Annotated in this window: 20 protein-coding genes; 9 read left to right on the top strand and 11 right to left on the bottom strand. The window is 61.7% G+C overall.

What is annotated here, in order from left to right; all coding sequences use genetic code 11:
- Positions 1–182 precede the first annotated feature (182 nt).
- The gene (locus AC1DLO_RS05140) at positions 183–647 is read right to left on the bottom strand and encodes an Lrp/AsnC family transcriptional regulator (protein WP_476889489.1); all 465 of its coding nucleotides are present in this window, start codon (positions 645–647) and stop codon (positions 183–185) included.
- A gap of 171 nt (positions 648–818) precedes the next feature.
- On the opposite strand from AC1DLO_RS05140, the gene pdhA reads away from it, so the two are divergent.
- Genes pdhA through AC1DLO_RS05125 form a run of 3 tightly spaced genes read left to right on the top strand, consistent with a single transcriptional unit; the run spans position 819 to position 4,638 of the window.
- A complete protein-coding gene (gene pdhA / locus AC1DLO_RS05135; protein WP_476889488.1) occupies positions 819–2,048 on the top strand; it encodes a pyruvate dehydrogenase (acetyl-transferring) E1 component subunit alpha in 1,230 nt (409 codons plus the stop codon).
- A complete protein-coding gene (locus tag AC1DLO_RS05130; RefSeq protein ID WP_476889487.1) occupies positions 2,045–3,172 on the top strand; it encodes an alpha-ketoacid dehydrogenase subunit beta in 1,128 nt (375 codons plus the stop codon). Before pdhA ends, AC1DLO_RS05130 begins: the two co-directional genes overlap by 4 nt.
- A gap of 2 nt (positions 3,173–3,174) precedes the next feature.
- Positions 3,175–4,638: a dihydrolipoamide acetyltransferase family protein gene (locus tag AC1DLO_RS05125; RefSeq protein WP_476889486.1), complete on the top strand. Its 1,464-nt coding sequence runs from the start codon at positions 3,175–3,177 to the stop codon at positions 4,636–4,638.
- Here AC1DLO_RS05125 and AC1DLO_RS05120 read toward each other — a convergent pair.
- From AC1DLO_RS05120 to AC1DLO_RS05100, 5 genes are all read right to left on the bottom strand, one after another.
- Positions 4,545–4,976, bottom strand: coding sequence for a PLD nuclease N-terminal domain-containing protein (locus AC1DLO_RS05120; RefSeq protein ID WP_476889616.1), 432 nt, complete (start codon positions 4,974–4,976; stop codon positions 4,545–4,547). The genes AC1DLO_RS05125 and AC1DLO_RS05120 overlap by 94 nt on opposite strands.
- A gap of 462 nt (positions 4,977–5,438) precedes the next feature.
- Entirely contained in the window at positions 5,439–5,732 is a 294-nt protein-coding gene (locus AC1DLO_RS05115) for a hypothetical protein (RefSeq protein ID WP_476889485.1), read from the bottom strand.
- Positions 5,733–6,704: 972 nt separating this feature from the next.
- Positions 6,705–7,358: a hypothetical protein gene (locus AC1DLO_RS05110; protein ID WP_476914416.1), complete on the bottom strand. Its 654-nt coding sequence runs from the start codon at positions 7,356–7,358 to the stop codon at positions 6,705–6,707.
- Positions 7,359–7,901: 543 nt separating this feature from the next.
- Positions 7,902–10,097, bottom strand: a complete 2,196-nt coding sequence (locus AC1DLO_RS05105; RefSeq protein ID WP_476889483.1) for a cutinase family protein — start codon at positions 10,095–10,097, stop codon at positions 7,902–7,904.
- A gap of 760 nt (positions 10,098–10,857) precedes the next feature.
- Positions 10,858–12,378, bottom strand: a complete 1,521-nt coding sequence (locus AC1DLO_RS05100) for an FAD-dependent oxidoreductase (RefSeq protein WP_476889482.1) — start codon at positions 12,376–12,378, stop codon at positions 10,858–10,860.
- A gap of 244 nt (positions 12,379–12,622) precedes the next feature.
- Here AC1DLO_RS05100 and AC1DLO_RS05095 point away from each other — a divergent pair, with 244 nt between their 5' ends.
- Positions 12,623–13,225, top strand: coding sequence for a TetR/AcrR family transcriptional regulator (locus AC1DLO_RS05095; RefSeq protein WP_476889615.1), 603 nt, complete (start codon positions 12,623–12,625; stop codon positions 13,223–13,225).
- A 29-nt stretch (positions 13,226–13,254) separates the two neighbouring features.
- Here AC1DLO_RS05095 and AC1DLO_RS05090 read toward each other — a convergent pair whose 3' ends face one another.
- The 4 genes from AC1DLO_RS05090 to AC1DLO_RS05075 all read right to left on the bottom strand — a co-directional run bounded on the left by AC1DLO_RS05090 (position 13,255) and on the right by AC1DLO_RS05075 (position 17,329).
- Positions 13,255–14,412, bottom strand: a complete 1,158-nt coding sequence (locus AC1DLO_RS05090) for an EAL domain-containing protein (protein WP_476889481.1) — start codon at positions 14,410–14,412, stop codon at positions 13,255–13,257.
- A gap of 139 nt (positions 14,413–14,551) precedes the next feature.
- The gene (locus tag AC1DLO_RS05085; protein ID WP_476889480.1) at positions 14,552–15,370 is read right to left on the bottom strand and encodes a class I SAM-dependent methyltransferase; all 819 of its coding nucleotides are present in this window, start codon (positions 15,368–15,370) and stop codon (positions 14,552–14,554) included.
- A 9-nt stretch (positions 15,371–15,379) separates the two neighbouring features.
- Positions 15,380–16,918, bottom strand: coding sequence for a putative bifunctional diguanylate cyclase/phosphodiesterase (locus tag AC1DLO_RS05080; protein WP_476889479.1), 1,539 nt, complete (start codon positions 16,916–16,918; stop codon positions 15,380–15,382).
- 39 nt (positions 16,919–16,957) lie between these two features.
- On the bottom strand, positions 16,958–17,329 hold the full coding sequence (locus AC1DLO_RS05075; RefSeq protein ID WP_476889614.1) for a DUF7793 family protein: 372 nt from the start codon (positions 17,327–17,329) through the stop codon (positions 16,958–16,960).
- A gap of 274 nt (positions 17,330–17,603) precedes the next feature.
- On the opposite strand from AC1DLO_RS05075, the gene AC1DLO_RS05070 reads away from it, so the two are divergent.
- The gene (locus AC1DLO_RS05070; protein ID WP_476889478.1) at positions 17,604–18,419 is read left to right on the top strand and encodes an MBL fold metallo-hydrolase; all 816 of its coding nucleotides are present in this window, start codon (positions 17,604–17,606) and stop codon (positions 18,417–18,419) included.
- A gap of 553 nt (positions 18,420–18,972) precedes the next feature.
- Here AC1DLO_RS05070 and AC1DLO_RS05065 read toward each other — a convergent pair.
- The gene (locus tag AC1DLO_RS05065; protein WP_476889477.1) at positions 18,973–19,782 is read right to left on the bottom strand and encodes a DeoR/GlpR family DNA-binding transcription regulator; all 810 of its coding nucleotides are present in this window, start codon (positions 19,780–19,782) and stop codon (positions 18,973–18,975) included.
- 86 nt (positions 19,783–19,868) lie between these two features.
- Here AC1DLO_RS05065 and AC1DLO_RS05060 point away from each other — a divergent pair, with 86 nt between their 5' ends.
- The 4 genes from AC1DLO_RS05060 to AC1DLO_RS05045 all read left to right on the top strand — a co-directional run bounded on the left by AC1DLO_RS05060 (position 19,869) and on the right by AC1DLO_RS05045 (position 24,092).
- A complete protein-coding gene (locus AC1DLO_RS05060; protein ID WP_476889476.1) occupies positions 19,869–20,519 on the top strand; it encodes a bifunctional 4-hydroxy-2-oxoglutarate aldolase/2-dehydro-3-deoxy-phosphogluconate aldolase in 651 nt (216 codons plus the stop codon).
- A gap of 130 nt (positions 20,520–20,649) precedes the next feature.
- On the top strand, positions 20,650–21,945 hold the full coding sequence (locus tag AC1DLO_RS05055) for an MFS transporter (RefSeq protein ID WP_476889475.1): 1,296 nt from the start codon (positions 20,650–20,652) through the stop codon (positions 21,943–21,945).
- A 78-nt stretch (positions 21,946–22,023) separates the two neighbouring features.
- Entirely contained in the window at positions 22,024–22,647 is a 624-nt protein-coding gene (locus AC1DLO_RS05050; protein WP_476889474.1) for a P-loop nucleotide/nucleoside kinase family protein, read from the top strand.
- A gap of 140 nt (positions 22,648–22,787) precedes the next feature.
- On the top strand, positions 22,788–24,092 hold the full coding sequence (locus AC1DLO_RS05045) for a MinD/ParA family ATP-binding protein (RefSeq protein ID WP_476889473.1): 1,305 nt from the start codon (positions 22,788–22,790) through the stop codon (positions 24,090–24,092).
- The last annotated feature ends 338 nt before the right edge of the window (positions 24,093–24,430 follow it).

The raw sequence follows: 24,430 nt of genomic DNA, 5'->3' as shown, positions 1-24,430 counted from the left end.
TGTTGCGTGGCGCCTGTGGTGACGTCAGGTGGGTCCACGCGAGTGCCCTGAGCAACCTGGGGAGTCCGCCTCCATGTGGATCCGCATTGCTGAAGTCAGGACCGTTGGCGGTGATGGCCGGTCAATCTGTCCGGGTACTGGGAATCCGCGCGTATTCGGTAGCGATCCTTGCACCTGATCTCCTACCGCGTATCCAGATCCTCAAACACCAGGAACGTCTGAGTGTCCTGCACGCCCGGCATTGACTGCAACCGGTCGAAGATGACCCTACGCAGATGAATGTTGTCGGTGGCGCGGACCAGCAGGATGACGTCGAAATCGCCGCCCACCAAGGCAATATGCTGCACCTCTGGAATGAGCCGAAGCTCTTCCCGAAGCTCGCGCCAGGAGTGCTGCTGAACCTTGAGCGTCACGTAGGCCGATGACTTCAAGCCGGCCTTGATGGGGTCCACCAGCGCTGTGAACTTCGTAAGCACGCCTTCGCCCGTCAGACGGGAAATTCTCGAGTACGCGTGCGCCCTGCTGATATGGACGTTCTCCGCCACCTGGGTGACCGACATCCTTCCGTCCCGCGTCAGCTCGGCAATGATGTCCCTGTCCACTTGGTCCAGGGGTACCTCCACTTGATCCGCTTCGGCCTCGGCCATCGCATCTCCAATTCGTCCACAGCGTGGGCCAGTTATCCAGCTCACATTTGCAATTTGTCTTTCAGGTTAGACGTTTCCGGCAAGCTTTTCCATGATTCTGCCCAGAGCTGGATACGAAACTTCGCTAGGGAACATACTGGTGACAAATAGTGGATACAGAAGGACGGACCAATGACGATCTCCGCAGACCACGAGGCCCAGGGTCTGGCTGACGCTCGGCCGGACGACCTGGAAGCAAACGACCAAGCTTCCGAAGTGCGGCGCAAGTTCGGAATCAGCGTGGAAGACTACATGCTGCCGGCCCGCCATCAGATCCAAATGGTGGACCCTTCGGGCACGCTCAAGCCCGAAGCTGAGCAGGGCACTGAACCCGGCCACGAATATCCCATCCCCGGCGACTCCGAACTTATGGCAGCGTACGAACAGCTCGTCGTCGGGCGCCGCGTCAATGACCAGAACTCCGCCCTCGTCCGGCAGGGCCGCATGGCCGTCTACCCGTCCAGCCACGGCCAGGAGGCGTGCCAGGTGGCCGCTGCCCTGTGCCTTCGCGAAGGCGACTGGCTGTTCCCCACCTACCGTGACGCCGTCGCCGTCATGTCCCGGGGAGTTGACCCCGTGGAGACTATGACGATCTTCCGCGGTGACTGGCACGGCGGTTACGACCCCACCAAACACAAGGTTGGCATCCAGTGCACTCCGCTGACCACCCAGCTGCTGCACGCCGTCGGGGTTGCCCATGCCGCCAAGCTGCGCGGCGAGGATACCGTTGTGCTGGCGATGTGCGGTGACGGTGCCACCAGCGAAGGGGACTTCCATGAGGCACTCAACTTCGCAGCCGTCTTCCACCTTCCCGTGATTTTCTTTGTCCAGAACAACAAGTACGCCATCTCAGTGCCCCTGAGCCACCAGTCCGTGGCGCCCTCGCTGGCGCACAAGGCCGTGGGGTATGGCATGGCCGGTGAGCGTGTTGACGGCAATGACCTCGTCGCGCTACTCGCGGTGCTGGACCGCGCTGTGAAATTGGCACGCGAAGGTTCCGGCCCGCTCCTGATCGAGGCCCACACCTACCGCATGCAGGCCCACACGAACGCTGACGACGCCACCCGCTACCGGGAGGACAGTGAAGTGGCCGAATGGACTGCCAAGGATCCCATCAGCCGCATGACCTCGTATCTCACCGGCCGTGGACTGCTCGACGACGACGGTTCCAGTCGGATTGCGGCCAAGGCCGAGGAAGTTGCCGCGCAGCTTCGCGAAGGCCTGGGGGAGGACGTCCCGGTAGACCCGCAGAACCTCTTCCGCTACGTCTTCTCCACCCCCACTCCGCAGCTGAAGGAGCAGTCAGCCATGCTCGCCGATGAACTCGCCCGTGAAGCATCCAGCCAGGAGGCAGGCAAATGAGCCCCGCCGTCACCACATCCTCCGAGGCCACCGAGCGCGCGGCAACAGGCGACGTCAGCTCCGCCACCGCCAGCGCGGCAGCCAGCGCAGCAGCAGTCGCCGAAGCCTCCGGCCCCCAGACCATCACTATGGCCAAGGCACTCAACACCGCGATGGCGGACGCCATGGAAGCTGACTCGTCCGTTCTGGTGTTCGGCGAAGACGTTGGCCGCTTGGGCGGCGTCTTCCGCATCACCGATGGCCTCATGGCCACCTTCGGTGAGCAGCGGTGCTTCGACACCCCGCTTGCCGAGTCCGGCATTGTAGGCATGGCCGTGGGTATGGCCATGAACGGAATGCGTCCGGTGATCGAGATGCAGTTCGACGCCTTCGCCTACCCGGCCTTCGAACAGATCGTCAGCCACGTGGCCAAGATGCACAATCGCACCAAAGGCGCCGTCAAGCTGCCCATGGTCATCCGTGTCCCCTACGCCGGCGGGATCGGCGGCGTGGAGCACCACTGCGACTCTTCCGAGTCTTACTACGCCCATACGGCAGGCTTGAAGGTATACACCCCGGCCACCGTGGCCGACGGCTACCGCATGCTCCGCGAGGCCATCGATTCCGACGATCCCGTGATGTTCATGGAGCCCAAGAAGCTCTACTGGTCCAAAGACCAAGTGGACCTGGGCGCCCTGCGCGCCGAGCACGCCTCGAACGCTGCGACAGGATCCAGCAGCGAGGGGCGCGCCGCCGTCGCGCGTCCCGGAACTGACGCGACGCTCATCGCCTACGGCCCCTCGGTCCCGACGGCGCTAGCCGCCGCGGCTGCAGCCGCTGAAGAAGGCCGCTCCCTTGAAGTGATCGATGTCCGCTCGATTGTGCCCTTCGACGACGAAACCGTGTGCGCCTCCGTGCGCAAGACCGGCCGAGCGGTTGTCATCGCTGAGGCTCACGGCTTTGCCTCCGTGTCCTCCGAAATTGTGGCCCGCGTGCAGGAACGCTGCTTCCACTACTTGGCCGCGCCCATCCGTCGGGTCACCGGCTTCGACGTCCCGTACCCGGCTCCTAAGCTGGAGCACTACTACTTGCCAAGCGTCGACCGCATCCTCGACGCCGTTGACGACCTTCAATGGGAGAACTGACCATGAGCTCAGAAATGCAGGTGTTCCTGCTTCCGGACCTGGGGGAGGGCCTTACCGAGGCCGAACTCGTCAACTGGCTCGTGGCCGTGGGCGACGAGATCCGCGTGGACCAGCCGATCGCCGAAGTTGAGACTGCGAAGTCCATGGTTGAAGTGCCCTCGCCGTACGCGGGCATCGTCGCCGTGCTCCACGGCGAAGCCGGTCAAACGCTCGACGTCGGGAAGCCGCTGATCTCTGTGGCTCCCGTTGGTGCTTCGGTTGCGGCTGAGCCCGAGGCTTCGTCAGCTTCGGCGGACGATGCCGCTGCGGCTCCGCCTGCCGCCTCGCGTGCTCTTTCTGCCGCTCCTTCCGCAGCTGCCGAGGCGTACCGGACCGAGGAAAAGGCAGGATCCGGGAACGTGCTCATTGGCTATGGCACATCCGGGGGCGGCGAGGCTCGGCGTAGCCGGCCGCGGAAGGCTTCCGCTTCTGCTGTTGCCGTAGCGTCGGCGCCTGACTTTGGTGAGCTCTCGCTGTCCCGGACCCGGATCCCTGGGAAGCTGTCTGCCGTGATTTCCCCGTTGGTGCGCAAGATGGCTCGGGACCATGGGGTTTCGCTGGACGCCGTGCCTGGTTCGGGGGAGAGCGGGCTTATCCTGCGACGGGATGTTGAGGCTGCCATTGGTGGTGCCGTGCGCGAGACCGTGCCTGTGGAGGTGCCTGCCGTGGCAGAGACTGCCACCGGTGTCCAGGATGCGCGAACCGGCCTATCCATCGCCTCCCGTACTCCGGTCCGCGGAGTCCGCAAAGCTGTTGCTGCGAACATGACTCGCAGCCGGTCCGAGATCCCTGAGGCAACTGTCTGGGTGGACGTTGACGCAACTGCGCTGTTGGAGATGCGTGCAGAACTCAAGAAGCGGGATCCGCATGGCGCTCCTGGACTGCTTGCGTTCATCGCCCGTTTTGTCACAGCTGGGCTAAAAAGATTCCCGGAACTCAACACTCGGATCGTCACCACCGAGGACACTGCGGGCGGGGAGATGCAAGAGATCATCGCTTTCGATGGCGTCAATCTTGGCTTTGCTGCCCAGACAGACCGTGGACTCGTGGTTCCCTCAGTCCGCAACGCCCATCTGTTGAGCGCTCGCGAACTGGACGCGGAGATCCGCCGGCTCACCGCCGTCGCGCGTGACGGCAAGGCAACTCCAACTGAATTGGCCAGCGGTACCTTCACGCTGAACAACTACGGAGTATTCGGCGTTGACGGTTCAGCAGCGATCATCAACTATCCCGAGGTAGCGATGCTTGGCGTGGGCCGCATTATCGACAAGCCTTGGGTAGTGGACGGACAGCTGGCCGTCCGCAAGGTCACCGAGCTGACACTCGCGTTCGATCACAGGGTGTGCGATGGCGAGACCGCTGCCGGGTTCCTGCGGTATGTCGCGGACGCGATCGAGAACCCCGGGACGGTGCTCGCGGACTTGTAGGCCGAAATTTCCGCAGCAACGATCAGTAGTCGATCGGTGTTGGCGTTTGGGTGATTCAAATAGCAGTGGGGCCTCGCATTATGCGGGGCCCCACTTGTCGATGTTCGATTAGTGCCCGAGTTTCCCGGGCCAGCCAATATTTCTAGCCTGCTCCTGTTCGGGCTGCTGAGCGCAGCCCCCGGATTCGCTGGCCACCCTTTTGCAAACATGTAGGCGATCAAGCCGATAAGGGGAGCGAAGACGATGACAATTGCCCACGCGAGGCGGGTCAACCCGGTCAACTCCTTGTCGGTGAGAGCCAGTACAAGCACTACGATCTGAGCGATGATCAAGACCATGACCGGCAGAGCCGCAACGAGCATCAGCCCGATCGATGGCTGAAGATCAGCGGCCTTGTCTGGCCCAACTACGAATTCCTGGCCCGCATGCCACTGAGGGTGGCTGCATATCCACTCAATTTCGCGGCGATCACCACTCAATTCAAGCAAACGGCCACCTATCGGTCTTCTTCGGCCATAGCTTCGTCGTGGGGGATGCACCCCGTCCCCCCGGATGGCACGCCCGAAATGTCAGCCCCCCTGAAATACCGGGCGTGAGACTTTGCCTTTCGGCCCGGCTAAGTCTGTGGCCGGCCAAGCCGTCTTGGCCGGCCACACCATGCGCCAGGGGGACAGGCAGTCGAACTCTGCTAAGGCAAAGCGGGAGGAAGCTTTAGATTCCGACTGAAATCCGGAAACGGAGAAGGGTGGGCGGCTCTGCCAGAGCCGCCCACCCTTCAAACAGTTTCCTCCATTCGTCCCTTAGCTGATTTTCACAGCTGGGAGAGGATCGGGAACGGATGTTCCAACAGACAGTGACGTGAGCAGAACTGCAATGTTCATTACCAATGCGGCCAGGCTGACTAAGAGTGCTATGCGGTACCCGCGCTGACCGGTGCCGCGCTGACCGGCAAGAGCCCATACCAGCGCAATCACGGACAGCGCAGCCCCCAGAAGCGGTTGCAGGACTGCCAAGAGCCCGCCAATGACCCCGACAATTACGCACAGGCGGGACAACAGGACACCGCTTTCGGTACCGTTCACGTTCGTGATCATTTTGAAACTCCTGTCCTAATAGATTCCGCATCCCTGGTCGACACCGTAGGATCCGCTGGTGTAGCCAAGAACCCGAAGGCACGGCAGTTGCTCTTGGACGTTCCAGCCCCCGGCTCCGTAGACAAACTTGTGCTGCGTCCACGACCGTCCCTGGTTAGAAACGATTCCCGCGCCACCGCCAGTGCGCCCAGGGTGACTCCATCCAATCCAATAAGTCTCTGCGAAGGAACTGTCTTCCCACGCACTGGAGATGTAGCTCCCTGAGGAGCAATATCCCCCATTGAGCTGCAGTCTCCAAAGATGTGCACCCCAAAGATTTGTTCCATAGCGGTAGCCTGTCCCGACCCAGCAACCCACTGCGGAAACCTGGTACGTACTCGTTGGCGTCATCCCTTTTGCCGCAGATAGTTTCGCTGCGTCGTCAAGCGGTGTAAAAGAGGTCTCCGTCACCGTGCGGTCGACCGTGGCATAGGCCTTGAAAATTGCGCGGCCATCGTCCGATAGCCCAGCAAGATATCGCGCTGGATCAGCGGACCCAAGAAGGTCCTCCGAAATCTGCAACGCTGTCTGCTCATTGATGGTGGACTGGACGACGCGACTGGTATCGACATTTACGAGCTGATCTTCCAGCTCCCGGGGTGCCGTGTCAGTTTGCGCGATACTCGCGTAGGCCGGTGCGGCCATAATGAGGCCTGCCATCAAAGAGAGACATACAAGGGCAGGGGCAAAAATATGTAGTCTTCGCAATTGAAGCTCCTATTCATATTTTGCCCCCCCGAGCGCGACTGACGTCGTGCGCCACAGCCTACGACGTTTTCGCCATTGCCGGAAGGGATTTGCGTGCCCTGCGCCGCTCACACCCCCAACACCGCATCCTGGGCTCTGTCCGCAGCGTGAACGTGTCTTACGAACGGGTCCGGCGCCGCAACGGCCACCCACTCAACGAACTGGCCGCGGTATCGCTGACAGGCACTAGGAGCAGGCGGGCAGCAAGTCGATGAGCCCGAGCGCTGTGCCAATGAAACCGTTGGCAGCATCTACCGGGATGCTCTTCCCGCTGAGCGCGCTGACTTGATTGACAAATCTGCGGAGTTCCAATTCAGCTTTAGCGTTGTGGTTTGACGACGTTCCACTGATGTATTCTGCGGCCTTTTCGAGCGTCTTCTGCAGCGAAGTCACGACTCCCTTGTCTAGCTGGAGTGCAGCCATGTCGTCATTGATTGCAGCGATGTAACTCAGTGGATGGTAAGGGCTGAGCTGGAAGTAGGGAAAATCCGAGTACAGGGAGACGTCCCGGTGGGTGGATGGGTTGAACAGCAAAATGCTGGTCTGCGCCTGCTCCGCCGCGCGGAAAACGCTAGGACTGGAGGGCAGGCTGGTGTCGGAGAACATGGTGCGGTCGGCGTTGACCAGGACGAACTGGGCCTGGCTGAGATCCAGACCGAACAGCTTCTTGCCAGTGACGGCCGGCGCCCCAGCCGTCACGGTATAGGAGTCTTCCACGAACGTTGTGCCGTCATCATTGAACACAGTGATCCCCGAACCCGGTCCCGACATGCCGGTGCATTGATCGCCGACTTCGACAATTAACCGGTCGAGCGGTCCGTACGAGGCATCGTGGTCCATGTTCCAAACGGCCCCGACCCGGGGGCCAGGTCCGGATTGAACTGATAAATTGGGTATCTGCTTAGCTGAAGTAAGCTTGCCGCATGGCGGATTTGGTACCGCAAAGCCACGTGCGGGCGTGGACTACCCCAAGACGTTTGGGCAGTTCCAGGACTGGTTCAGCACCGATGGCGCCTGTCTGGAATACTTGGCCAAGCTGCGATGACCGGACGGTTTTGTCTGCCCGAGATGCGGAGCGGCGACTACTGGCGCACGGGTGCCGGGATCTGGATGTGCCGGGGATGTTCGCGTCGGACGTCTGCGGCGCTTCGCCGACCTCGGCTACAAGCACGAACACTTCACCCAGCTCGGATCCGACATCCCCGCACACGTCAAGTGCACGAACAGTGATCCCGCTCCACTGAAGAGCCTGGTGAGTTCCGCATTTGCGGAGTGACTTCAAGCAGATGCTCAGTTCCTGGGTACACGATCGGTCCCGTTGTCGCGCCAAGCACCGGGTAGTACTTGGCAGCCTCGGTCAGAAACTCCTCAGTCGGCGGTGACTTAGTTCCAGCGGTGTCCCCCGTGATGGGTGTCGGCGTTGTCGTGATGGGTGTCGGCGTTGTCGTGATGGGTGTCGTCGTTGGCGTCATGCGTGGTGGGTGCGGCGATGGGCGTGACTGTGATCGGTCCGGCCCCCTGACTTACACCGGATTCGTTTCCAGCTAGGACTCGATAGGTTTGTGGTGCTCCGTTGACGAGTCCTGTGGCTTGCCACGTGAGCGCAGTTTGGCCGGGTGCGGAAGGGAGCACGGCAAGCAAAGCTGTGCCTGCACCGTTTTCGACGATGTAGTAGTTCGCCGAGTGGTTGCTGGGTGCTGTCCAATTCAAGGTGACTTGTCCGTCTCCGGGCAATGCTCGTAAGTTCAACGGTGCTCCTGGGATTGCTTGTGGAGTGGCGGTCACCTGGAGCGTGCCGGTCGCGAGTCCGGACAAGCCGCTGGCTGTTCGTGTCCGGAGTTTGATGTCTCGGGGACCGGCGCTCGTGAAGGTTGTCGACACTATGGGGCTGGTTGTTGTCTGGTCGTAGCTTCCTGACGGGGTGCCCGTTCCGAAGTTCCAGTCATAGGCGACAACCGGGTCATCAGGGTTGGAGGAGGTGCCTGCTGCGCTCAGCTTGACGGGTGAACCAACAGTGGCTGAGATTGGGAGCGTTAGCCCTGCAACCGGAGCATTTCCCGCTTGAACGATAACCGATTTCAAGCTCGTGATGAAGTCGCTCGTCGTGGCCGCTTGCGTGACGGTGCCGCCCGTTGCCTGGGACAGGGCTGTCATAAATGAGACGGCGGCGGGGTCTCCTCTGAGCGGGACGCTGTAGACCTGTGCCGGATCGACCGCGAACGCCTTGGCCGTGACACTGGCGAGGGTATTTCCGGTGACCGGCTCTGGATCCTTGCCGGGTGCGTCCCCGATAACGATCACGGCTTTCTTGACACCAGCCCTCCAAGGCAGGTTAAGGGCAGTCATTACACCGGAGTACATGCTTTCCGGTGTGTCACCTCCCCCCGCGGCGATGATGCTGTTGACGCCAGTGGTGAAGCTTGTCAGGTCAGTTGTGAACGGCACGTCGAGTCTGGATTGATAGGCGCTGCCATTGGCCGGATCGTCTTTGTAGTCAACCAATGCCAGGCGGTAGCTCGACGTTGTGGTGGAGATCGTGTTGGCGAGCTGGACAACGCTGTTCTGGACGCCTGCAATTTCCCCGCCCATTGATCCGGTCGAGTCAATAACAAATACCAAGTCGATGGGCGTGGAACTGGTTGGTTTAGGCGTCGTCAGGTTCATCGCGAAGGCTAGCCGGTCGGCAGCTATCAGGGTGTCTTTGGCATCTTTGTAACTGAGATGCGTCGCCGCCGGGTTTCCGGTAACCGTAATTTCCCCATAGATCTGACTCAAGCTCCTGGCGTACGTCGTAACGTTCGCAATTGAACTAACCAGAGAATTTGCATTGCACACAGGATCGAATCCGTGACAGTAGGAGAACACGGGAGCACCAATGATGTCGCGCCATACCTTCGGCAAGCCGAAGGACGTACTGAATACGTAGGGAAATTTATCGAGGCTGGTACTGAATGTCCCTCGAGGCCCAAAAATTCCGTCATGGTAGGGATCAAAGAAGCCAATATCTGAGCCCGTGTCGGCTGCATTGAATTTCGGGTCGCCGAAGAGCGCCACTGCCGTGACCATAGCTTTCAGGTCGGGAGATATGCTTTCGAGGGCGTTTCCGACCGCCTCCGCTCCCTGAGAGTACCCAGACAGAATGAAGTGGGTGCCGGGGCAAGTCGCGTGGACCGCAGTCATCACGTCGATCGTGTCTTTGGAGCCCGCTCCGACTGAAGAATCGTAAGAGTTGAAGGCGACGTGCCCGAGCTTGGCAAGGACGTTGGCACTACTTGCTGGGTCGGGGGGGTTCATTGGGACCGCAGGATAGACGACTCCGTGGACGGACATGCTCGACCCACTTGCTATGACCTTGGCAAGGAGGTTCTGATAAACATCGAAGACCTCGTCGCCCATTCCGTAATGACCGCTGGCGTAACTAGGGACCGGGTTCTCTCCCGAGCCACGAGCACCTATGAACTCGTATGTGGGGCAGGGAATCGCTGCTTCGGCCGTTTGCGCCGGGATTGGAGCAAACGTAAGTGCAATGGTTGAAAGGGCCGATAAAACCAGAGTAATTGTCCTCGGGTGCCCGGTCATCATATTTTCCCTGTCGTTGAAATCTTGGCCCAACTATGACGTGGTCTGCCCCCAACCGCTCCGGCGAACGGCGTGAAGTAGATCAGGGGTTGAACGCAAAGAGCGTACCTACGCGGGCTGATCAGGGCATGAGTGGAAATTACTCGTCTAATTTTCTGGGGCGAGCGTTCGCTGTGTGTGACTACCTGTGCTGTTACTGCAAGGAAGGGAGCTACCTGCAAGCGCGATCGGCCCGACGGTCCCTGGCGGTCTGACGCCGAACGAGCATGGGAAGACTCCTTTCAGCCTGTCTTGTGTAGCCGCCCGCCGGGTGCACGCTAGGAAATGACCGCGGCAAACCAGGTGCGCAGCGGAACGCGGATCCGGTCAAAAATGGTTCCGGCTGTCATCGATGTCAGCCGTGAGCATCCCTGGCACATCAGAGCCCAGCACCCGTACGCCAGTACTCGCGGACGCCGCATTTGGGCAGAGAAATCCATCCGGCCAGCACAGTTTTGCTAGGTATTCCCACAGGCGTCGTCGGTATTGAGCCAGTCCTGAAATTGTCCCCAAAGGTATTGGGATGGTCCATTCCTGCGCACGGCATCCGCGGCAGGAATCGGTCATACGCCGGTCTACTTCAGCTAAGCAGATACCCAATACTGATAAACGAAGCGGACCGGAGTGTCAGGAGAAAGTACTCGTTGTTGCCGGCGTCGGGTGCCAGCCAGAGGTGGCAAGCTGATTCACATCGGAACTTTGAACACCGCCCACGTACCCCCTACTGCAGCTTGAACAAATTGTGCGTCGCTGGTCCTTCCAGCAGCTTTCCCGCGGCCGAGTAGCGCGAGCCGTGCAGGGGGCAGTCCCAGGACTTCTCGGCGTCGTTCCAGTGCAAGATGCCGCCCAGGTGCGCGCATTCCGCGGACACCCTGCACACCACGCCGTCTACCGTGCAGACCGCCGCAGGTTTCCCGTGGAAAAGCCCTGTGACGCCCGCGCCCTCGGCGGGGCTGGTTTCTTCCGTGATGGGTGGCTTCTCCTTCAGGGCAGCCTTGTCCCCGAAATTCTGCCGTTGTGTCTCGAGATTGAACGATATTGCCGACGCTGCCCCGCGGGGACCCGTGGTCCGGCGGTGGATGGTCCGTGCCCACGGGAGTTGCCCGCTTCCCGTGATGTCCGAAACCACGTCGAGCGCCGCCGCGACACCATTGGTCATGCCCCACTTGTTGTAGCCGGTGCCGAACAGGATCTTGCCCCGGCCGCGCGGGAACCTGCCAAAGAACGGCATGAGATTGGTGGCCTGGTAGTCCTGGGCCGACCACGTGTGCGTCACCTCAGCGCCCGGGTAGTGACGCTCGGCCCAGGCGAGCATCTCGTCCACATGGGCCTGCATTGACGGCGCCCGGCCGCCCGCGTGCCCGAACCCGCCCACCAAAAGCAAGCTCCCGCCGTCGGGCACTGGATAGTCCCGCAGAGAGCGGGTGGGTGGCTCGGCCGAAAGATACATTCCCGGCGGCGGGCTCATGCCGTCCGGAAGCCGAAGGGCAGCGGCATAGGAGCGATTCGGCCGCAGCTTGGCGAAGTAAAGACCACGGTTCAAGATGGGTGTCCCGGTGGCAAGAACTACGTTGCGAGCGGTGACCTCGCCCTTCCGGGTGACCACTGTCAGCGGATCGCCGTTGCGGACGTTCATGACCCGCACGCCCTCCACGATGCTCCCGCCGGCAGCCCGAACATCCTTAGATAGCGCGTCCAGCACGTCCATGGGGTTGAACTGGGCCTGCTTCGCGAGCCGCAGGGCGTCGTCGACGTCGAACGGCAGCCCCGTCTCCCGGGTGGACTTGACGTTGAGTCCGGCAGCCCGGGCCACGAAGGCTTCCGCGCGGAGCCGATCCGCGCCGGCCGGGGTGGTGGCGAACGTGTACGCATCCCGATACTGGAACGGCACACCCCGCCCCTCAAAGTACTCAAGCAGCCACTTCTGCCCCGCCCTGTTCGCGTCAACATAGGCACGGACCACGTCCACGGGATACTGGTTACGCAGCGCAGACAGGGTGGTGCCCTGCAGCAAGCTCAACTTGGCCGTGGTGTTTCCGGTATTGACCGCGCCGATATGTCGGGCTTCGAGAACCAGCACGTTGCTCCCGGTCCGCGCCAGCATGAGCGCTGTCACGAGGCCCGTGATTCCGGCTCCGACCACCACGGCGTCGTAACTGTTCCCGGGCGTGAATTCATCGGGGCTGGTAGCGACTGCGGAGTCCGTGTCCGGCCCGCGCGCGTGTAGCCACAGAGAAGTCATGACGGTCCCACTTCCCTTCAACCGGGGCACGGCCCACACCGGAGTTAGCGCGGCGGCGGCCCGGTAGTGCCAGCGAAGCAGAAGGCCACGAGAGAAGCAAGGGGTGCGCGCCGACGTCGCGGGTTGCCTGTGCCGAGTTCACGCAAAAGGGCCCTGACAGACAGGTCTGTCTTGTGGGTGTGAGAGTAGGATTGCTATCGCGATGAGTACCCCAGATGCCTCGGATGCACCCGGTTCGTCCTCCATGCCAGCCGGACAAACGACCACCCGTGATGACGCGGTGGATCGCATCTTGGACGCCGCCTACGAACTGTTCTCGCGGCGCGGGATCCGCGCTGTCGGGGTCGATCAGCTCATCGAGCGTTCAGGAGTAGCCAAGGCGACCTTCTACCGACACTTTCCGTCCAAGGACGAGCTGGTTCTTGCCTTCCTCGCGCTTCGCGACCAGATCTGGACCGTGGACTTGATCATCTCCGACGCCCGGAGCCGGGGAAACACCGCCGAGGAGCAGTTGCTCGCCATCTTCGACGTGTTCGGTGACTGGTTCCAGCGGGAGGATTTTGAGGCGTGTTCGTTCATCAACGTCCTGCTTGAAATGGGGCGTGAACATCCGCTGGGGAAAGCCAGCATCGGCTACCTCGCCAGGATCAGGGGACACATCCAGGAGTTGGCAGAGGAAGCCGGATTGCAGCGCACCGAGGAATTCGCACGCTCCTGGCACATCCTGATGAAAGGCTCCATCATCGCGGCCACAGAAGGAGACGTCCTGGCGTCCAAGCGCGCCCAGCAGATGGCCGCTTGGCTGATAGACCAACATCGAGGCCCGGACCGCCGCGTAACTTCCTGAGGCGCCTCTCTTCTGAAGCGCCAGGTCTGTCAGGTCAGGTTCAACCAGGTCCGCAGGGTCCTGCCGTGACCGCCGGGGGAGGCGAGATGCCTGGCACGCCCACCCCATTTGGCCCATTCGCGGGGCTGGACCGAGGGCCGCCCAAGGCGAAAACCCTGTCCGACGGTCACTCCCAAGCCTTTAAGAGTGGCAAGTTCGGCCTCGGTTTCGATGCGTTGGGCGGTCAGGACCGCACCGATCTTCCGCGCGAACCCGACCTCCGCCTCCACGAGTTCCTGCCGGAGGGGATCCCGGTTGAGAGCTGCAGTCAGATTCCAATCCAGCTTGATCATCTCCGGCTTGAGCCGAAGAATATGGCTGGCCCCGGGGAAGAAGGAACCGGTGTTTTCGATGGACAGGCGCATGCCGGCGCTGCGCAGCGGCGCCACCGCCGCGTCGAGCGAATCGGCCTGGTCCGGGGGAAACTTCCCGGAGACTTCAAGGATCACTCGTGCGGGCGCCACCGGAGTTTGCTCGAAAAGCACGGGAAGGCGCGGATCCAGGCAGACCGCCTCGGAAAGCTTCAACGCCACGAAAAGGTGGGGCGGCAGATCCAGCGCGGCCTTGAGCCCGGACTCCAATGCCGCGAATTCAAGATCCGTTCGGAGTCCCTTGTCCTCGGCTTCCGCGAACCAGTATTCGGCAGGGTCCCCGCTGTCGCTGACGAAGCGGGCCAAAGCCTCGGCGCCGACGACGATGCCAGTGGTGAGGTCGAAAACGGGCTGGAAGGCGGTCATCAGCATCCGGTCCCTGAGGACCGCCTCGAGCCGTGGGCTGCTGGGGCGCTGGCTGCTTGGGGCGCCTTGCGGGGTCGGGTTGTCTTGCGGGGCCGGGTCGTCTTGCGGGGCCGGGTCGTCTTGCGGGGCCGGGTCGTCTTGCGGGGCCGGGTCAGGCTGGCCTGCCTGTTCCGACCTGAGCGAAGTCAAGTGCGCCAACAGCGCCTCTTCCGGACGCCCAGGGTGGGCAGCAATGTGCTGGCGAAGTTGCTCGCGCACCGCATCCGTTGCCTGCGAAGAGTCCGACAAGACCTCATCGATGATTTCCAGGACCTGGCGGCGCAGCCCACGCAACTGCTTGACGGGCGGCTCCACAGTCTCCGGACTGGCCCGCATCCCGGCGTTGTTCAAAGACGGTTTCCGCTTCGACATGAAATTATTCCTTTGCGTTTAGCTCCGGCTGAGCCCGGGACCTGCAAACAAAAGGAATAATACAGCTAAACAAACCGGACGGCCCGGATTGAAACGAAATCTTCATTGGGATGTAACGTGCGGTGCGCACGGGAAGCAGTTACGCCCTTCCGTGTTCTGTCCCGGAATTTTCCGCGCCTGACAGAAGCGCGTAATATCCCGGAACCCACTGCGGAAGACCGTTGGCGTTCATCGGGACCACTTCGATGTTAACCGGGCCGTCCGCAATCAACTGCCAGTCCGAGTCCGAAAATACGCCATGCCGTTCCCTTGCACCGAAATGCCCGGGCCGGGGAAGGTTCTCCAAGGCGCGCCGCAGCTGCAGGGGCATGCTTTGCCGGGTGGCGCCGAGCTCGGTCAGGTAACCGAGGCTATTTCCGCGGAAGTTGGTTTCGGCCAGTAACACCCGGCCTCTGTTCCCGATGAGCTTTCGCAGGTTGGCAGCCATGGCGGCCTGCTTGCCGGGTTTCAGGACGTGGAAGACTCCGCGGACAAAGACATTGGCCGGCCCCAGCCGCTCCAACAGGAGCTCTCCGGCACCTGCCGCCGAAGCATCCAGAACCATGAAGTCGGCATTTTGGATGCCTGCTGCTTCCTTGCCCGCCATCTCGATCGCCCCCTTGGATACGTCGATCCCGAGAACTCGTGGAAACAGGCCGGCAAGCCAGCGGGTGTGCGTTCCGTTGCCACACCCGACGTCAACTACCGGGAGAGCTGGATCGAAGTGAGCTGCAATTGCGTCGGAGTACTGCGCACGCTCGGCCGAAGAGTCGGAGTCCCAAAGCACGTCTCCGGAACGGCCGGTAGTGCGGATTCCGCGCCAGTATCCTTCCCACGCGGCGTCCGGGTTTCGCGGTGCCCGGGAAGCGAGGCGGACTACTGTGGGGACAAGCAGCATCTGGTCCCAAAGCTTCGACATGCGCTAACTCTACAGATGCCGCGCGGGCTGGCGGAGTTGATACGGTATTTCCGCGGCCGGTACCGGATACCCGTAAAAGTAGCCTTGCCCGTAAAGGCAACCCATGGCCCGCAGCTGGGCCGCCTGCTCGGCGGTTTCGATGCCTTCCACGGTCGCGTTGAGCCCCGCAGCGAAAATCAGCTGCAGAATGGCCGAAACGAAGTTTTGCTGCCGGGGGTCCGATTCCATGTCCTTGATGAGGGACTGATCGACCTTCACTGTGTCTGCCGGAAGCGACCGAAGGTAGCTGATGGACGAATAGCCGGTACCGAAGTCGTCAATTTGCAGCCCGACGCCGAGCTCCCGGAGCCTGCTCAGGACTTGTTCCTGTCCGGTTCCCCGGGACATCAATACGGTCTCGGTGATCTCCAGGACCAGACGCCGCGGATCCACGTCATACCTGGCCAGTGTGTCGCTGATGTCCTCCAGCAAGTCGGTTCGAAGTAGTTCGGCGGCAGAGAGATTGATGTGCAGACAAAAGTCTGTCAGGTCCGGGTCGGTTTGGTTCCAGCGCCCCATTTGGGCGAGACCTTCATGCAGCACCCACCGTCCCAGCTCAAAGATCAAGCCGGTTTCTTCCGCGATGCCAATGAAGCTGCCCGGCATAATGGTTCCGCGGACGGGGTGATGCCATCGGAGGAGTGCTTCGATGCCGATGACGCGGCCGGAAGCCAATTCGACCACCGGCTGATACAGCAGCGCCAGTTCCCCTCCGGCAACGGCGGTGCGTAGTTCGGCGGTTATTCGCGACCGTTCCTGGACTGCGTCTAGCATCTCCGGGTGGAAGAGCTGGACATTGTTGCGGCCCCGCGCCTTTGCCTGGTACATGGCTATGTCGGCATCGCGCATCAGCGCCTCCGCCCGGTACCCCGGCTTGCCGACGCAAACGCCGATGCTCGCCATCGCCCAAACCGTTTCTATCCCGATAAACATGCTGTCCTGCAGATACTCCGATGCGCGGTACGCAATTCGAATGATCTCCTCTTCCGTGGCCGCGGTAATGAGGATGGCAAACTCATCCCCGCCCAGGCGGGCCACAGTATCCTGTGGCCTGACGGCTGAGCGGAGACGTTTGGCAACCTCCACCAGCACGGCGTCACCGGCGCTATGGCCCAGGATGTCATTGACGGCCTTGAATGAGTCCAGGTCCAGGAGCAACACGGCCGGGGCTCTTCCGCCGTCCGTGCAGGACAGGATCGCTTCCTGGATCCGCTCGGTAAGCAGCGTCCTGTTTGCAAGTCCGGTGAGGGCATCTGTCTTGGCCATCTGTTCCAGCTCAACCTGCGTTCGCCGCAGCATCGCCGTGCGTGCGGCCACCCGCTGTTCGAGCTCCGAATGAATGTGGCCCAGTTCTTCTGCGAGCAGGTTGACTCCCGTGATGACAGCATCAATGTCATCCCGATGCTCCGAAGGTTCAATGCGTGCGTCCAGATCGCCGGCAGCCAATCGGACAACCCCGTCAACCAACTGCTGCAGGCGCGGGTCCTCAACGCTCTCGCTCGAGGTCACGTAATCCCTGCCGGCAGCGGCAGGAAGCACATCCGCGGCTCACACACCCGAATTAAGCCAGTCCAGGGCCTCGCTGCGCGATGTAAAAAAACGAGTCGGGCAAGGCGGGATGTGCACTCCGAGGAAGAAGTTCGCCAGGACCCGGTCTACAGGCGACGTACCCAACAAAGCGATGCGCGAAGCGCCGCAGGGAATAGACCATATACTCCTGGCCTCTCGGCTGACGGAAGCGACTGTGGCCATGTCTACAAGCATTGGATGCTGCTCCTGCTGGCATAGCTCGTTGACTTTCGCCATGGCCGCCCGGGCATCTTCAACTTGAATGTCGACCCCGGGACGCCAACGCAGATGGAGAAGTCCGTCGACGCCTAAAGCGACACTGGCCTTTCCACCGTCCGCGGTATCCGGCACCACGATCACGTCCTCCCCCGAGCAGGCCGCCGAACCTTTCGGCAACTCCCCAAAAAGTACTCCGCGTTCCCAACTTCTCTTGCCTAGTTAACAAGTAGCAATCGCCAACTCCGACAGCGTAGCTTTCCCGAGCATTGGTCCTCAAGCCCCTCCTACGCATTGCATTTCGAACGGACCGGGCCTCAACTGCGCCTTTCGTCCCGTTCCTCCCAGCTCTCCGTGGGTAGAATCGAGGCCTGAACACTGCCGGAACGCATCTGAAGACGGAGAAACAATGTCAGCATGGCTCGAAGTCGGCCCGGACAACTACGTGCTGGAGACCGAGGGGTGCCTGCTCAACACGGGCCTCGTGATAGGTACGGAACGAGCCATGGTGATCGACACCGGATGCGGCCCCCGTCAAGGCCGGCAGATCCTCGCCGCTGTTCGCGAAAAGACCCAGCTGCCGCTGGTGGTGGTGAACACCCACGCCCACTACGACCACTACTTCGGTAACGCCGTTTTTGCCGACGACGGCGTCACCGAGTTTTGGGGGCACGTCAACTGTGCAGCCACGATCGACGACGACGGCGACCACCAGCGCCGCTTCGTCGCCGCCACCGAACCCGAGATGGCCGCGGGCAAGGGCGACGCAGTCGAGATCGTCATCCCTAATGCGATCGTCAAGGACCAACCGGTCCTGGTTGACCTCGGCGGACTGACCGCCACCCTGTTCTACCTGGGCCGCGGCCACACTGACGGCGACCTCCTGGTGGGAACGCCCAGCACGCTCTTTGCGGGTGACCTTGTGGAACAAGGCGCACATCCTTCGTTCGAGGACTCCTACCCGGAGGACTGGGCAGACGCCCTTCGGCACATCTCGGCCCTTCGCCACCGCTACGAATTCCTGATCCCCGGCCACGGCAAGCCCTGCAGCGACCAGTTCGTCAAGACCATGGCGGACACCATGTCCACAGCGGTACGGCAAGCGAGGCAGTCGATCCGGGACACGCCGTCGGACGCCACCAAAGCGATCCCGGTGCTTCCCTACGGGCCCGAACAATCACGCTGGTTCATCAAGAGGCTCCAGGAAACGCAAGCGCACCACTAAGAAGGTCGCCCCACCAACTCGCAGCGCGAAAGCTCGCCCGAACAGGCAGCAGCTGCCCTCAAAAGTCGATTTTGGGGGCATCTGCTGCCAGTTCGCGCCCAGCGTGGGCGTCAACCCAAATATCCGGTTCATAGTCGCCGGCGGCAGACTCTGGTCGATCTGTGCTGAGCTTTCCTATGGCCGCATCCGTCCGTGCAATACCCAATCCAGCACCTAATTCCCCCTGATCGAACACTCAATATTCAACTTATTGGCACCTAGAGACCGTCAGAGCAGATATTTTTCGTGTACTGCTTTGAAGCAGCCCTGAAGACAAAGGATGGAAACTACACGAATATTGGGGGAAACATGAAGCCAAATAGAACGATTTCATCACTGGCCGCTGGAATTGCGGGTCGGGCTCTCTTGCTCGGACAGTCCGGACCAGCATCGGCTTCGACCGCCGGACAAGACTCCGACACTCTGGCGGTCATCGCCGCTGCCTCGCCTAACCTCAAGTCGCTTGGGCAATATCGTGACGGTTCAGATTCGGTTAAAGTTCTCCAGACCGCCGTTAGCGTCCGGAGCCGTTCGTGGCCGCGACGTGTACCGTGACGCCCAGTTCCTGGATGTTTTCCTGAGTGTCCTGCGCCAACTCGTCGTCAGTGACAACGGCGTCAAGCTGCTCGATCGGCGTCACACGGAACTTGGCGAAGGTGCCGAACTTAGTGCTGTCAGCGAGCAGGAAGCAGCGCGACGCCGAGTCGAGCGCGGCCAGTTTCATTTCCACCTTGTCCATTGACGGCGTAGTGACGCCGCGGGACAGGCTCCATGCGCCCGTGCTCATGAAGAACAGATCGATGTTGATGTGCTTGATGGCGTCGGCTGCCATGCGGCCTGAGCTTGAGGCGCTGGAAGCATCCACCACGCCGCCGGTGTGGATAGTCTCAACGTTCGGGTACGCGAACAACGACGTGACCACGTAGAAATCGTTGGTGACCACCGTGATGTTCTTCCGGGCGCCAAGGTAGGGGACCACCGACTGGCAGGTGGTGCCGGCGTCGAGGAACAAGACCATATCGTCCTCGACGAACTGGGACGCGAGCTCCGCGATTGCCTGCTTGCGCGGCAACTCCAGTTGCGCACGGGATTCCCTTTCACGCGGCGGTTCCTGGCTGGTCCTCTCGGCCAGACGCACCCCGCCCTGGACCGACAACACGTGCCCGGCATCCTCGAGGGCTGTGATGTCGCGCCGGATGGTCATGTGGGAAACGTTCATGGATTCCGTGAGGCTGCGGATGCTCAGCACCCCCTCGCGGCGAAGCAAGCGGAGGATCTCCTGGTGGCGCTGCTCCGGGATCAGGGGAGGTGATGACGCGCTCAAGGCTGCTCCTTCGTTGGTTGACAACCCCATCTTAACAAGTTTTCACAGACTGTTCCGATTTGTGAATATTTGGGGTAATCTCTTAAATGATGTTAAACAAATTCGAAGTACTAGAGACCATCGTCCGCACCGGCGCCTTGCTGATTGCCCGCCTGGACAGTGCCGACGAGGCCTATCGCGTATCGGAAGCTGCCATCGAAGGCGGCATCCGTGCAGTGGAGGTCCCGTTGACCGTTCCCGGCGCCCTGGGAGTCATCGAGCGGCTTGCCGACAAATACGGGGACCAGGGCATCGTGATCGGTGCCGGGACCGTGCTCGACGCAGAGGCCGCCTTCGCGGCCATCTCGGCTGGCGCGCGGTTGCTGGTCAGCCCGCAGTTCAACCCCAAAATGATCGCCGTCGGGAACCGCTACCAAGCTGTCACCGCCAGCGGGGCCTTCACCCCGACGGAGGTCGTCAACACCCTGGAAGCCGGAGCCGACATCATCAAGCTGTTCCCCGCTGAACTGGGCGGGCCTTCATACGTCAAGACCATCCTCGCGCCGTTGCCGCAGGCACCCATCATGCCTTCCGGCGGAGTTACCCCCGCGAATGTCGGCGCATGGTTCGGCGCCGGTGTGACCGCCGTCGGCGTGGGAAGTTTTGTGACAAAGGCGGCCCAGAACGACGGCGACTACGGACTCGTTGCCCGCGCTGCGCAGACCTTCCTGGCAGCAATCGACGAAGCCCGGCGCTAGCCGAAACGCGGCGCAAGCCGAAACCCGGCGCAGCCGGAGTCCGGCACCGGCCGGCAAACAAACCCGGCAGGAGCCGGCGAAAGCACAACCCGACAAAGACTGTCGGTCAGAACACAAAGGAGTGAGCTGCATGAGCCAAGCATCAGCAGATATTGACGCCACGGATACCAAGCCCCTGAGGCGCGTGAGAATCAGGTGGTACCTGGTAGCTCTGCTGGTTATCGGCGGGATCGTGAACTACCTGGACCGAAACAACCTCAGCATCGCGAATACCACCATTGCCAAGGAATTCGGCCTCAACGCGCTCCAGATGGGGCTGCTGCTCTCGGCATTCTCGTGGCCGTACGCGATCGCAAACTTGCCGGCCGGCTATCTCGTGGACAAATACGGTCCCAAGCGGATGTTCGCCTGGGCAGCCGGACTCTGGTCCATCATCTCGATGCTGTCCGCCCTCGCCAACTCCTTCGGCTTCCTGTACGCCGCCCGCGTGGCACTGGGCATTTCCGAATCCCCGTTCTTCACCTCCGGGCTGAAGGTCGCCGACCGCTGGTTCAACAAGACCGAGCGCGCCCTGCCGGTCTCGATCGTCAACACAGGCTCGCAGATCGCCAACGCCATCGCCCCGCCCCTGCTGACCTTCCTGTTGCTGACCATGACCTGGCGCGGCATGTTCATTGTCATCGGCGCACTCGGCGTGATCATCGCCCTCGTGTGGCTCCGCGTCTACCGCGACCCCACACTGAAGGAACAGTTCCTCATCAAGGGTGCCGAGTTCGAAGAGCAGTCCAAGCCCAAGGAAAAGCAAGCCGGTTGGGGCGAACTCCTCAAGCAGAAGAACACCTGGTTCATGGTTCTGGGCGCGTTCGGCATCTTCTACACGGTCTGGGTGTACCTCACCTGGCTGCCGAGCTACCTGCAGACCGCCCGTGGCTTCAGCCTCAGCCAGAGCGGATGGCTCGCGGCCCTTCCATTCCTCTGCGGCATCATCGGTGTGCTGACCGGCGGCGTGATCTCCGGCAAAGCGATCCGTCGCGGCATCCCCACCGTCACCGCCCGCAAGCTCCCGATCGTCGGAGGCGCACTGCTTGCAGCTGCGGCCGTCCTGCCCGTTGCCTACGTCGACAACAGTGCCCTGGCCATCGTCCTGCTTTCAGTCGGCTATTTCGCCGCCCAGGTGCCGATCGGTGTGCTCTGGACCTTGGCCGCGGACATCGCAGAACCCACGCAGGTTGCATCCTTGGGCGCCATCCAGAACTTCGGCGGCTTCCTGGGCGCAGCGCTGGCCCCGATCGTCACGGGCTTCATCCTCACAGAGACCGGTGGCAACTACACCCTCGTCTTCTTGATCGGCGGAGTCCTGTTGGTAGTGGGTGCGCTCTCCTACGGCTTCTTCGTCAAGGACCGTCGGGCCGCAGTTACGGCGTAGCTTTTGCAGCTGTGGCGGGGACGGCAGTAATGCCTACCCGCCACAGCAGCCTTTTGAAAGAATTTGATACAGAGTTCAATGCAGAACAGACAGTTGAAGGCAACCATGCCGCAGGTATTTTTCGTGATCGGGCCGGCAGGCTCCGGCAAGTCCAGCGTCAGTAAGCTCCTCGCCGAACACTACGGTGCCGTCTATATCGACAAGGACACCGCCACCAAGCGATTCACGGAGCTGCTCCTGACGCTCAACGGCTCCGATCCGAACGAGCGCGACAACAACGAGTTCTACCAGCAGGCCATCCTGCCGCTGGAATACGCGTCCATTTTGGACCTCACCCGTGACAACCTCAACATTGGCCGCTCCGTGGTCCTGGATGCACCTTTTGGCAAGTTCTTCGCCGATCCGGACTACCTCATCAACGCCCGTCGGGAGCACCATTGGCCCGAGGCCGAGCTGATCGTGGTGCATGTTCGAACCGATGGTCACGCTGTCAGGGAGCGTCTTGTTGCCCGCGGCTACGAGCGCGACGAGTGGAAGCTTAACAACTGGGAGCAATTCTGGGTGGCATCCCAGGCCAACGCCTGCGAATGGAAAGCGGCCCGCCACGTCGACTTCGACAACAGTGGCGGAGCGATCGACGTCGAGCGCCTCGACCGAGCTGTCGCCGTAGGCGCTGTTCCGCCGTCTGACGCCCCGGCCTGAAAGCGTTCCACGAGCACTTTCAGGTTTCGCGGCACGCCTGCCATGACGGGTTTGGGACTGTCTCCGCCTAGAATTGCTGGTTGAAGCAATGCAAACGAGAGCCGCGGCGCACAACGCTGCGAGTCCTAGGGGACAAGACCATGCCGGATTCTGTGGATAACGAAGCGAGCGCCGCCGCATCAAGCGAAGGGCAGCCGGAACTTCGCCGACGCCGCGATCGCCGTCGTGCAGAGGGCGACGACGACGCCTGGACAGGAACTATGCCGATCATCACGCCTAACGATTCCGAGGCACCCTCAGCACCCGCGGCCCCGCTTCAGAGCAGATCCTGGGCTGAAGCAGCCGCCGCCGCCGACGCGTCCATCGAAGCGGAACCCGTCCGTCAAGACTCCGCTAGTGAAGACTCCAGCCGTGAAGAACCCGGCGTTGAGGGCCCGACGGCGGCAGCACCGGCGTCGGGGGCTCCTGCGCTAACCGCAGGCCGGGCCGGACGTGCCGCGGCCGCAAACGCTCCGATCTCGGACTTCATCTCGTCGCCCGGTTCCTTCGTGAAGGAGCAGAAGCCGCGCCCCATCGGTGGCTTCCGCGGCATGCTCTACAAACTGACCGGCGGCGCCTGGAACCTTGGGCCGAGCGCCAAACAGCGCGAGGAAGACGAGTTGGCGCGGCGCATTTCCCGCCAACTCCAAGGCAGCTACAACACCGCCGTCCTGAGTCTTAAAGGCGGGATCGGGAAGACCTCCACCACGGTAGGCGTTGGCCTTACCCTCGCGGAATTCCGCGGCGACCCGCCCTGCGCCATCGACGCAAACCCCGATTCCGGCGACCTCGTGGAGCGCGCTCTGGGCGAAGGCATCTACCAGAAGGCCACTCCGCGCACCATCACGGACCTCCTTAAGAACGTCGAGAACGTCGATTCGCTCACGGCGCTCGCCCGATACATGCACCACGCGGGTCGATTGCACCTGATTGCCGGCGAACAGGACCCGGAAGTCTCGGATTCACTGACCGCCGAAGAGTACCTGCGGATCCGCCAGTTGATTTCCGGCTATTACTCCGTTGCCCTGACCGACTGCGGCACCGGCGTCACACACAACGCGATGAGCGGCATCCTGCAATCGGCCGACAACCTGATCATCGCCGCCGGTTACGCCGTCAGCGGTGCCAAGCGTGCCCGCAGCACCCTCCAATGGCTTGCGAGCCACGGCTACGAGGAGCTTGCCCGCAACGCGATCGTGGTCATCACGGACAAGGATGAAGTCTCTTCCCGCGTGGACAAAGACGCCATCGAGGAACACCTCTCCGGAATCTGCCGCCAGTTGATTGCGGTTCCGCACGACAGGGGAGTGGCCGACGGCGACCTGGTCACCCTGGACGTTCTGCGCCCCGAGACCCGCCGTGCCTACAAAGAGATCGCGGCCGCGATCGTGGACGGGTACGTGTAGCGTTTTCGCGGCGGTTTCTTCCTATCGCTACGCGAATTTCGTGCGCGCTGGACGGAAAGCGGGTCGCAGATCAGGATGTGCGTCGCTGCGGGTAGTTACTACTTGTTACCTCCGTGGAGCGTTGACCCGTCCACTCTAGTTTTGTGACCAAGATCTCCTGGGTACTTAGCTAGTCCCTTGAGCGGCGCGGTCAACACTCTATTTACTACCTGGATTGTCCCCGAGTCCGGCCGGTTGCTACCCGACTGCTACGTGGATTGCAAATTGTCGCTTCTGCCCGGATTTTCCTAAAGTTGGCGGTGGACGTCTTCCGCTTCGCGGGGCGTCCTCGCCATGAC

Source organism: Arthrobacter sp. 01T419, from assembly GCF_056398865.1.
Note: the sequence above shows the minus strand (reverse complement) of the source record. Positions and strands in the feature narration are given on the sequence as shown.

Excerpts from the sequence above, each read along its gene's own strand:
- AC1DLO_RS05140 (WP_476889489.1), bottom strand. The coding sequence starts at position 647 with ATGGCCGAGGCCGAAGCGGATCAAGTGGAGGTACCCCTGGACCAAGTG.
- pdhA (WP_476889488.1), top strand. The coding sequence starts at position 819 with ATGACGATCTCCGCAGACCACGAGGCCCAGGGTCTGGCTGACGCTCGG.
- AC1DLO_RS05130 (WP_476889487.1), top strand. The coding sequence starts at position 2,045 with ATGAGCCCCGCCGTCACCACATCCTCCGAGGCCACCGAGCGCGCGGCA.
- AC1DLO_RS05125 (WP_476889486.1), top strand. The coding sequence starts at position 3,175 with ATGAGCTCAGAAATGCAGGTGTTCCTGCTTCCGGACCTGGGGGAGGGC.
- AC1DLO_RS05120 (WP_476889616.1), bottom strand. The coding sequence starts at position 4,976 with ATGGTCTTGATCATCGCTCAGATCGTAGTGCTTGTACTGGCTCTCACC.
- AC1DLO_RS05115 (WP_476889485.1), bottom strand. The coding sequence starts at position 5,732 with ATGATCACGAACGTGAACGGTACCGAAAGCGGTGTCCTGTTGTCCCGC.
- AC1DLO_RS05110 (WP_476914416.1), bottom strand. The coding sequence starts at position 7,358 with ATGGACCACGATGCCTCGTACGGACCGCTCGACCGGTTAATTGTCGAA.
- AC1DLO_RS05105 (WP_476889483.1), bottom strand. The coding sequence starts at position 10,097 with ATGACCGGGCACCCGAGGACAATTACTCTGGTTTTATCGGCCCTTTCA.
- AC1DLO_RS05100 (WP_476889482.1), bottom strand. The coding sequence starts at position 12,378 with ATGACTTCTCTGTGGCTACACGCGCGCGGGCCGGACACGGACTCCGCA.
- AC1DLO_RS05095 (WP_476889615.1), top strand. The coding sequence starts at position 12,623 with ATGCCAGCCGGACAAACGACCACCCGTGATGACGCGGTGGATCGCATC.
- AC1DLO_RS05090 (WP_476889481.1), bottom strand. The coding sequence starts at position 14,412 with ATGTCGAAGCGGAAACCGTCTTTGAACAACGCCGGGATGCGGGCCAGT.
- AC1DLO_RS05085 (WP_476889480.1), bottom strand. The coding sequence starts at position 15,370 with ATGTCGAAGCTTTGGGACCAGATGCTGCTTGTCCCCACAGTAGTCCGC.
- AC1DLO_RS05070 (WP_476889478.1), top strand. The coding sequence starts at position 17,604 with ATGTCAGCATGGCTCGAAGTCGGCCCGGACAACTACGTGCTGGAGACC.
- AC1DLO_RS05060 (WP_476889476.1), top strand. The coding sequence starts at position 19,869 with ATGATGTTAAACAAATTCGAAGTACTAGAGACCATCGTCCGCACCGGC.
- AC1DLO_RS05055 (WP_476889475.1), top strand. The coding sequence starts at position 20,650 with ATGAGCCAAGCATCAGCAGATATTGACGCCACGGATACCAAGCCCCTG.
- AC1DLO_RS05050 (WP_476889474.1), top strand. The coding sequence starts at position 22,024 with ATGCAGAACAGACAGTTGAAGGCAACCATGCCGCAGGTATTTTTCGTG.
- AC1DLO_RS05045 (WP_476889473.1), top strand. The coding sequence starts at position 22,788 with ATGCCGGATTCTGTGGATAACGAAGCGAGCGCCGCCGCATCAAGCGAA.